An 8,965-nucleotide genomic window follows, 5' to 3' on the forward strand; every position below is an offset into this window, starting at 1 on the left:
CGCTCGCACTGTAAATGCAAAACTGAGATGCTCCCCATCCCACAAACTTGTGGAAGTTATTTAATTCTCATTCCTTATCCACCAGCAGAATTTCCATAGGTTCAAAAATTTTATAGCACTCATAAGCAAAGCATCTCTTCATTTAATTTAGAGGAAGTTTGACGACGGCCAGCCAGAACTCCTCAATTAACCTGACTACTTTAGTAAATTCCACGAAGTCTACCGGTTTTGTTATGTAACAGTTGGCGTGGAGGGAGTATGACTTAAAAATATCTTCGGGAGCTGCGGAAGTGCTGAGAATCACTACAGGAATTAATTTTAACTTGGGGTCAGTTTTAATTTCTTCTAGCACTTCAATACCGCTTTTTTTCGGCAGATGCAAATCCAGCAAAATCAAATCGGGACGAGGTACCCTGAGATAGGGTTCTTTTCGGCGCAAAAACTTGATTGCTTCGACTCCATCCTCCACAAAATGCAAGTTATTCAATATTTTACCCTGACCGAGAGCTTCTCTTGCCAAATCGGCATCGCTGGGAGAATCCTCAATCAGCAGAATTTCTATAGGTCTAACAGTGGTTCGATCGCTCATAACCGGCGTATCCTTTTGAGTATAAAAACAAAATTGAATTTTGAGGATTCAGGTACTAATTATAGGAATAGTGAAGTAAAAAGTCGCTCCTTTTCCCTCTTGAGATTCCACCCAGATTCGACCGCCGTGGCGTTCAGCAATGCGCTTGCACATCGCCAAACCTATACCTGTGCCGGAATATTGGCGGCGGGAGTGCAGGCGTTGAAAAATGATGAAAATGCGATCGGCATACTGCGGATCGATGCCAATGCCGTTATCGCGGACACTGAACACCCATTCGCTCTCTTGCATGCGGGCAGCGATATGAATCAACGGGATATCTGGGCGACAAAATTTGATGCTGTTGGCGAGCAAATTTTGGAATAATTGCACCAGTTGAAATTCATCCGCCATAACAGTTGGCATCGCGTCGCAGGTGATTACAGCTTTTGTTTCGGCGATCGCAATTTGCAAATTACACAAACTTTGCTGCACAGCAGCCTTGCAGTCCGCCGGCTCAAACTCCTGACCCCTCGTTCCCAGGCGCGAATACGCCAACAAATCGTTAATTAACTGCTGCATTCTGGTGGCGCCATCGACAATATAATTAATATACTTATCTGCGCGATCGTCCAAATTTCCTTGATAGCGCTGGGCCAGCAATTGAGTGTAACTGGTAACGGCTCGGAGTGGTTCTTGCAAATCGTGGGAAGCCACATAAGCAAATTGTTCTAATTCCTCGTTGGAACGCTTCAAATCTTCTGTAAGTTGCAGCATTTGCTGCTCTGCTTCTTTGCGGGCTGTAATGTTGTAAACCAAGGCGCAACAAGACAGCAGATTACCCTGGGAGTCCATGACTGAACTGGTAGACATATCAGTCCAAATATCTTTGCCGTCCTTGGTTTTGAATTTAAATTCGTGTTGTTCACCCATACCTTGCTTGCGCCGCTCGACATTATCAATAGCTTGTGGTTTTTCCGGTGCGTCCATGAAATCAAAAATCGACCGCCCGAACATTTCTACTTCACTATAGCCTAGCATTCGCGCCATTGCGTGGTTCACGTAAGTCGTGAGGCCATTTCTGTCAATTACCCAAATACCTTCTTTTGCTAATTCAACTATTTGCCTGTACTTAAATTCGCTTTCCTGCAAAGCAGTTTCAGTTAGTTTGCGCTCAGTGATATCTTTCATAAAACAGTGGTGGCCGTTAAATATTCCCTGTGCGTCGCAAGCTTTTACCATCGTTAATTGCTTGTAAAAAAACGAGCCATTTTTCCGAACGCCCCTAGCTTCAACTTCTACTTTGCCAGAAATTAGCATTTCCTGATAAGCTGAGACCATCATCTCAACATCGCCCGGATGTACGGTGAGCTGCCATTTCATGCCAAGCATTTGTTCCGGTTCGTAACCGCATTTATGAGCGTAAGCTCGGTTAACCTTCACGTAGCGTCCCTCAATGTCCAGCCGCGAAATGCCTTCCACCGCATTTTGCATGGCATTTGTGAGGTCACGCAGCTCTTTTTCTGCTTGTTTGCGAGCGCTAATATCCTGACCGATACCCAAAAAACCGTTAATATTTCCGTTACTATCAAATAAGGCAGTCACCGACAGCAGTACCGGAAACCGCGAACCATCTTTGCGAATGTAAGTCCATTCATTTTCGTCAGCGAGTTTCCGGCGCGACAAGGCAACAAAGGCTTCAATTCCCGGCTCTATTTTCACTCCCAATTCTTGAGAAAGAACTTCAGCTCTTTTAGCGACCTCCAGAGGATCGTGAATTATTTCTACCGTGACTTTCCCCACCACTTCTTCTAGCGAATAACCTAAAAGTTGCTCGGCCGCCCGATTAAATGTTTTAATTGTACCGTCGGGATATGTAGAAATAATTGTGTAGTTAGCGCTATTAAGAATTGCATTTTGCAGTTGCGTCAATTCCAACAAAGTGAAAGCAATTTTTTCGCGGTAGGCTATTTCTTTTTGCAATTTGTGGTTAGAAATTTCGATTTGAGCCGTGCGCTCAGCAACTCGATGCTCCAGAGTTTCATTGAGCCGTCGATTTTCCTCTTCTACCTGCTTGCGTTCTGTAATATCAGTAATAGTACAAACATAACTTTTAACCTCCCCATTTTCTCCAATTTGACCGACAGATTGACCGAATACCCAACTGATTTGAGTGTGATTAAGGCCTTGAAATCGGTACTCAGATTTAAACGGCAATTTCTCCTGCGCGGCGCTATACCATTCAGAAAAAACCCGATCGCGGTCGTCTGGATGAATGCCTTGCAACCACCCTTTGCCCAAAGCTTCATCACAGGTAATTCCCGAAATTTGACACCAGCGCTCGTTGACATACAAGCAGTCTCCTCCAGCATCTGCATAAAATATTCCTACCGGCGAAGCTTCAGTTAAAGTTTGATAGCGAGCTTCCGTTTCTCGGCGTTCAATTATTTCTTTTTGCAGTATTGAATCGATCATCCCTAATTGAGTTGGACTCAGGAGAGTTAATGCTTGGGGAACTAAAGGAATTAATGCAACAGCGGTGTAACCAGAAATCGCGGCGGTAATAATTTTCAGACTGCCAGAAACCCAATAAACAGGATGCCAAAGCGTCCAAACTTCCATTATATGAGTAGTGCCGCAAGAGATAATAAAGGCTGCAAGCAGCCAAAAGATGTTGCGGAAGGGCAAGTCTTTTCGCTGACCGATAAAATAATAAATTAACGAGAGGGGTATTGAATAGTAGGCCAAAGCAATTATAGAGTCTGACACTATGTGGAGCGCGACTAGCTCTCGCTGCCAAAGGTAACAGTAGCCTTGAGGAATATAATTGCCGGTGAATAACAACTGATTTAAAAAATTCCCAATCATAAACGGAATGGCAAATGGGGAAGGAGTAATTTAAGGCAATAACTTATAACTTATCTTAACTCTCTGAAATATACAGCTCTGGAGGCACGGGGGGCTAAAAACCCGGTTTCTTCATAAATGCCTCGTTGCCAAACCGAATATTGTTGTAGAAACGGGTTTTTCTTCGGTAAGTCTTAACTACCAGCCGGGAAGTCCCTCGGTATATTTAGAGGGGATTAATCTGAGCGCAGCGCGAAGTACCCCGTTGGGAATTACTCCTTGGGATGAAAGGCTCGTCGGGTTTCGGTACCCAAAGCGACAATTATTCTTTTATACCCCTTGATGCTCTGGAAATACTCTGATACTATATTAGCAAGTGGGGGTGGAACTACCTCACTATAAAAAGCATGAGAAAAAAAAGGAAAAAGAAGCCTCCGGTCTAACTGTACTCTGTTGACCGTCAGGTTTGTTCACTATAGCAATTCTCAATGATTCGCGAGCTGTAGCGAGCTCTAGGTTGGGTATAACTTATGTGTTGCACCATTCTCAATCCTTTTATGAACAGGCAAGATGCCTGTTCCACAAGAAAATTCATCTCTTGTGGAACAGGCATCTTGCCTGTTCCTGACAATGGTGCAAGATGTGAGGTATGGCGAAGTGAAACCCTAGATGCCGATTTGAGATTTTAGATTTTAACTTTTCCTTTCTTCTTCCTTATCTTCTAAATAACTAAAGCCTTCTTCCATCCATCCGTTACATCTGTTACATCCCTTACAGAATCCGTTGCCGAACTTCCTTCTGCTATAAAAAATGGGGCGAGCCAGAAGCCCGCCCCACCCAAAATTATGCTGCTGCTATTAACCCAACAGCGCCTGAGCCTTAGCTACCACATTATCAACGGTGTAGCCAAACTTTTCTAAAGCAACGGGGCCCGGTGCAGAAGCGCCGAATCTGTCAATACTGAGGCTATCGCCTTCAGAACCCAAATAACGTCCCCAGCCGAAGCTAGAACCGGCTTCAACGGCCAACCGCTTAGTAACAGCTTTCGGCAGTACAGATTCACGGTAAGCGGCATCTTGTAAGTCGAACAATTCCCAGCAAGGCATCGAAACTACGCGCACTTTATTGCCTGCGGCGCGCAATTTTTCAGCGGCATCAACGCAGAGGTATGTTTCGCCGCCGGTGCCGATTAAAATGATGTCGGGAGTGCCACCGTCGTCGGACAAAATGTAAGCGCCTTTGGCTGTTCCTTCGATCGAGCTTCCAGCCAAGTTAGGCAAGTTTTGGCGCGACAAAGCCATTAAAGTTGGGCGAGTGCGGCTTTCAACTGCCACTTTGTAAGCGCCGGATGTTTCGTTACCATCCGCAGGGCGCATTACCAACAAATCGGGAATTACTCGCAGAGAAGCGATGGTTTCCACGGGTTGGTGAGTTGGGCCGTCTTCGCCCAAGGCTACGGAGTCGTGAGTCATTACGTAAATAACTCCAGCTTCCGAGAGTGCAGAGAGGCGAATTGCTCCCCGCATATAGTCAGCAAATACCAAGAAAGTAGCGCAGTAAGGAATTAAACCGCCGTGCAGTACCATACCGTTGGCGATCGCACCCATGGCGTGTTCCCGCACACCAAAGCGCAGGTTACGTCCTTCGTACTGACCTTTTTGGAAGTCTTTTTCACCCTTGAGCAAAGTCATGTTAGAAGATGCCAAGTCAGCGGAACCGCCGATCAATTCAGGTAACACACCTGCCAAAGCATTCAAACATTTTCCAGAATGATTCCGAGTCGAATCGGCTTTATCTTCTGCCTTGTATGTCGGCAAAACTTTATCCCAACCTTCAGGAAGTTTGCCGGCAACGCTGCGCTCATATTCTGCCGCTTCTGCAGGATATGCTGCTTTATAAGCATCAAAAGCTTTCTGCCATTCTTGCTCAGCTTGAGCACCGCGATCGACTGCTTTGCGGAAGTGTGACAAAGCATCATCAGGAATTTCAAACGGTGCGTGTTCCCACTTCAAGAAATCGCGAGTTGCTTTCACTTCATCGGTACCCAAAGCAGCACCGTGAGAACTGTAAGAATTGCGCTTGTTAGGAGAACCGTAACCAATGATGGTGCGGACTTTAATCATGGACGGTTTGTCCGTGACTTTTTTGGCTTCTTCAATAGCTTTGTGAACTGCTTCTAGGTTAGTATCTTCGTCTAGAGCGGTATTGTCTACTGTAATAACGTGCCAATTGTAAGCTTCAAAACGCTTGCCCACATCTTCAGTAAAGGCCAAGCTTGTGTCGCCTTCAATAGAAATGTGATTGTCATCGTACAAGGCAATTAATTTGCCGAGTCCGAGGTGTCCGGCCAAAGAACAAGCTTCGCCAGAAATGCCTTCCATGTGGCAGCCGTCACCCATGATGACATAGGTGTAGTGGTCAACAATTTTATGGTCGGGCTTGTTAAACTTAGCAGCGAGGTGAGCTTCTGCCATTGCCAAACCGACGGCATTAGCAATTCCTTGTCCGAGGGGGCCGGTGGTAACTTCTACGCCTTCGGTGACGAAGTTTTCGGGGTGTCCGGGGGTTTTGGATTCCCACTGACGAAATTGCTTGATGTCGTCGAGGGTGACGCTATCGTAGCCGGCCAAGTACATGAGGGCGTACTGCAGCATACAGCCGTGGCCGGCGGAGAGGACGAAGCGATCGCGATTAAACCACTTGGGGTTTTTGGGGTTGAACCGCATGAACCGATCCCACAGCACGAAGGCCATAGGGGCAGCGCCCATCGGCAGTCCCGGGTGTCCTGATTTTGCTTTTTCTACCGCATCGATGGCCAAAAAGCGGATAGAGTTGATGCAGAGTTCTTCGAGTGATTGGGTTGCAACAGCCATAATTCTGGTTTTTATATGTTAAGAGAGAGTGTGTGTGGTCGATTCTGACAGAGGTGCGATGAGCCGAGTTCGATCGCTCGCGTTTCTGCTGTTCAGTTTCTGTGGAACTGCCGTGAGGCTGCACTACATATCATCTCACCTGTTGCGATCGACAGACAACTTAATTTTTTAATGTTTCGGTCGCTTTGTGCAGTCGATCGCAAATTGTTATAAGGAATACCCTGAAAACCCCGTGACTTCAGTCCGGGGATGAAAGGGCGTTACAGGATTTATCCTGCCTGCTCTCTTTACCCCAGTCCTGAATCTAAAATCTCATCTTTTCAATTCAAAAAACTTTCGTGAAAAGTTTTGGACACGACGGGACAGTATGGTAAACTGAAACAGTCACGGTTAAACTCCCTTGCCGTCGTGAAACGGGACATGAGACACACTTTTAGGCATAAACTGGGGGACAAAGTGCGACGAAAACACTATAAACAGTCGAAACCGAAAATGTAGGTTTCAATCCAGCAAACACAAACTTTTTTACGCTCGAATTGTTAAGTAGGGTAGGGCATACCCGAACTCTAGGGAAATATCCTAGTACGCTTTTGGAGATAGATCCGCTGGGATGTTTCTGAGTTAGGCTCGTCAATTGGTGGTATCCCCACGGTTGAAAGGTTTAAGAATTGCCGCAAGGACAGAACATTTTAAGGTCAGTCGCTGAATTAAGAATCCCCTCGGCTTCAGCCAGGGGAGTGTCAAGATAGAGTTTGGTGTTTCTGACATCTTGCAGCTTTGTCACGAACAGGCTTTCCGGCCTGTTCCACAAAGAGTGAATTTTCTTGTGGGGAGTAGGGGTTGAGCTCTTCTAGCCCACCCGATCGCACGATCGCCAGAATAGTGCAAGATGTCAGATATTTGTAATTTTAATCAGGCAATAACTAATGACTCTCAGTGAAGCCGAAGTCCGCAGTCAAAAAGTAGACGAACTGCGATCGCAAGGCATAGAACCGTATCCCAGTGAATCCTACGCGCGATCGCACACAGCCAAGCTTGTTCGCGAAATATTTAGTCAGCCGGGAAAAGAACTCCAAAACGGAGAAACTGACCCCGAAGAAATTTCCCTGCGATTAGCCGGCCGCATCACTTCCAAGCGAGACAGCGGCAAAATTGGTTTCATCGATTTAAAAGACGCCACAGACAAGATTCAACTCAAAATCGAGAAAGCAATCGTCACCGGCGAAGTCGGTTTGAGCTTTGAACAAATTAAAAAATTGCTCGATATCGGCGATTTTGTCGGCGTCGAAGGTATCGGCTGCCGCACCCCCAGGGGAGAACTTTCTATTTTAGTGAGGGAATTAAAGCTTTTATCAAAAGCTACCATTCAATTTCCCGATTCTTATTACGGAATTAACGACCCCGAAGTTTGCCGCCGTCACCGCGAAATGGATTTGGCAAGCAACCAAGATGCGCTAAACCGTTTTATGCTGCGAAGCCGCATCGTTCAAAGCATCCGTTCCTATCTGTGGCAAGCCAATTTTTACGAAATAGAAACGCCCACACTGCAAGCTATTTACGGCGGTGCTGCTGCTAAGCCATTCATCACTCACCACAATGCTTTAGAGGTAGATTTGTATTTGCGAGTGGCTCCAGAATTATTCTTGAAAAGAGCAATTTGCGGCGGTTTCGAGCGAGTATTTGAACTAGGGAAAGCATTTAGAAATGAGGGGATTGACAGCACCCACAATCCAGAGTTTACCTCTTTGGAAGTTTACCAAGCTTATGCTGATGTTTTCGACATTTTAGGAGTTGTCGAAGACGTGATCTGTTTCGCAGCGGCGGCGGTATTTGGGGATGTCAAGGAGATTGAAAATCAGGGGGAAACGATTAGTTTAGAACGCAAGTTCGACTACAGCGAAAAGTATCCCGGTTTTAGCGGCAAACACTGGCAAGTGAAAACGATGGTAGAAGCTGTCAGAGACGAGTTTGGGCTGGATTTTGACAGTTTGGACTTAGAAAGTGCGATCGCATCTGCAACCAAGCTAGAATTGCACCTGTCTAAGTTAGAACAACAGAGTTTAGGCTACGTGCTGTATGCAGTTTTTGACAAATTAGTTGTTCCTAAACTAATTCAACCTACATTCATCATCGACTACCCTGTTGAAGTCAGCCCCTTAGCAAAAGGACATCGCAGCAAGCCCGGATTTGTAGAACGTTTCGAGCTCTTTATCAACGGTACAGAATACTCGAACGGCTTCTCAGAATTGAACGATCCGAAGGAGCAAAGAAAGCGGTTTGAGGAACAGTTGGCGCAGAAAAATGCCGGCGATGACGAAGCGCATCCAATGGACGAAGACTTTATTCAAGCGCTATCTTTGGGAATGCCTAATTGTGCGGGAATGGGTATCGGCGTAGACAGATTGGTGATGCTTTTAACTAATACTCAAAGCATCCGCGATGCGGTGATGTTCCCGACAATGCGGCCGGTCAAAGATTGATTCGTAAAATCTGGTAGGGGCGGGTTTTACAAACAATATCTAACTCAAACAAACAGTCTCTATAAACCCGCCCCCACCCGACAAATAACCTACATCAACCTTGACTTCGATCAAATACGAAAAATGTGCATTGCGATTTACCGTTGGAGGGGGGCGGGTTTATTTATATCGTCAATTATTGGCTAATATTGTTGGTG

5 protein-coding genes are annotated in these 8,965 nt (G+C 45.9%); 2 read left to right on the plus strand and 3 right to left on the minus strand.

Annotation, left to right across the window (positions count from 1 at the left end):
- Positions 1 to 142: 142 nt before the first annotated feature.
- The 3 genes from QUB16_RS25670 to tkt form a co-directional block, all read right to left on the minus strand.
- Entirely contained in the window at positions 143 to 589 is a 447-nt protein-coding gene (locus QUB16_RS25670; protein WP_333320504.1) for a response regulator, read from the minus strand.
- 48 nt (positions 590 to 637) lie between these two features.
- Entirely contained in the window at positions 638 to 3,436 is a 2,799-nt protein-coding gene (locus QUB16_RS25675; RefSeq protein ID WP_333320506.1) for a PAS domain S-box protein, read from the minus strand.
- An 836-nt stretch (positions 3,437 to 4,272) separates the two neighbouring features.
- Complete coding sequence (gene tkt, locus QUB16_RS25680) at positions 4,273 to 6,288, minus strand: transketolase (RefSeq protein ID WP_333320508.1); 2,016 nt, start codon at positions 6,286 to 6,288, stop codon at positions 4,273 to 4,275.
- Between the two features lie 34 nt (positions 6,289 to 6,322).
- On the opposite strand from tkt, the gene QUB16_RS25685 reads away from it, so the two are divergent.
- Both QUB16_RS25685 and lysS read left to right on the plus strand, forming a co-directional pair.
- Positions 6,323 to 6,460, plus strand: coding sequence for a hypothetical protein (locus QUB16_RS25685; RefSeq protein WP_333110366.1), 138 nt, complete (start codon positions 6,323 to 6,325; stop codon positions 6,458 to 6,460).
- A 754-nt stretch (positions 6,461 to 7,214) separates the two neighbouring features.
- Positions 7,215 to 8,768 (plus strand): lysine--tRNA ligase, encoded by a 1,554-nt coding sequence (lysS, locus tag QUB16_RS25690; RefSeq protein WP_333320509.1) that lies wholly within the window; start codon positions 7,215 to 7,217, stop codon positions 8,766 to 8,768.
- Positions 8,769 to 8,965: the final 197 nt, after the last annotated feature.

The sequence above is a fragment of the Microcoleus sp. D3_18a_C4 genome (assembly GCF_036702415.1).
Lineage (GTDB): Bacteria > Cyanobacteriota > Cyanobacteriia > Cyanobacteriales > Microcoleaceae > Microcoleus.

What these genes read in the sequence shown, in the direction of transcription:
- QUB16_RS25670 (WP_333320504.1), bottom strand. Translation starts at nt 589, where the DNA reads ATGAGCGATCGAACCACTGTTAGACCTATAGAAATTCTGCTGATTGAG.
- QUB16_RS25675 (WP_333320506.1), bottom strand. Translation starts at nt 3,436, where the DNA reads ATGATTGGGAATTTTTTAAATCAGTTGTTATTCACCGGCAATTATATT.
- tkt (WP_333320508.1), bottom strand. Translation starts at nt 6,288, where the DNA reads ATGGCTGTTGCAACCCAATCACTCGAAGAACTCTGCATCAACTCTATC.
- lysS (WP_333320509.1), top strand. Translation starts at nt 7,215, where the DNA reads ATGACTCTCAGTGAAGCCGAAGTCCGCAGTCAAAAAGTAGACGAACTG.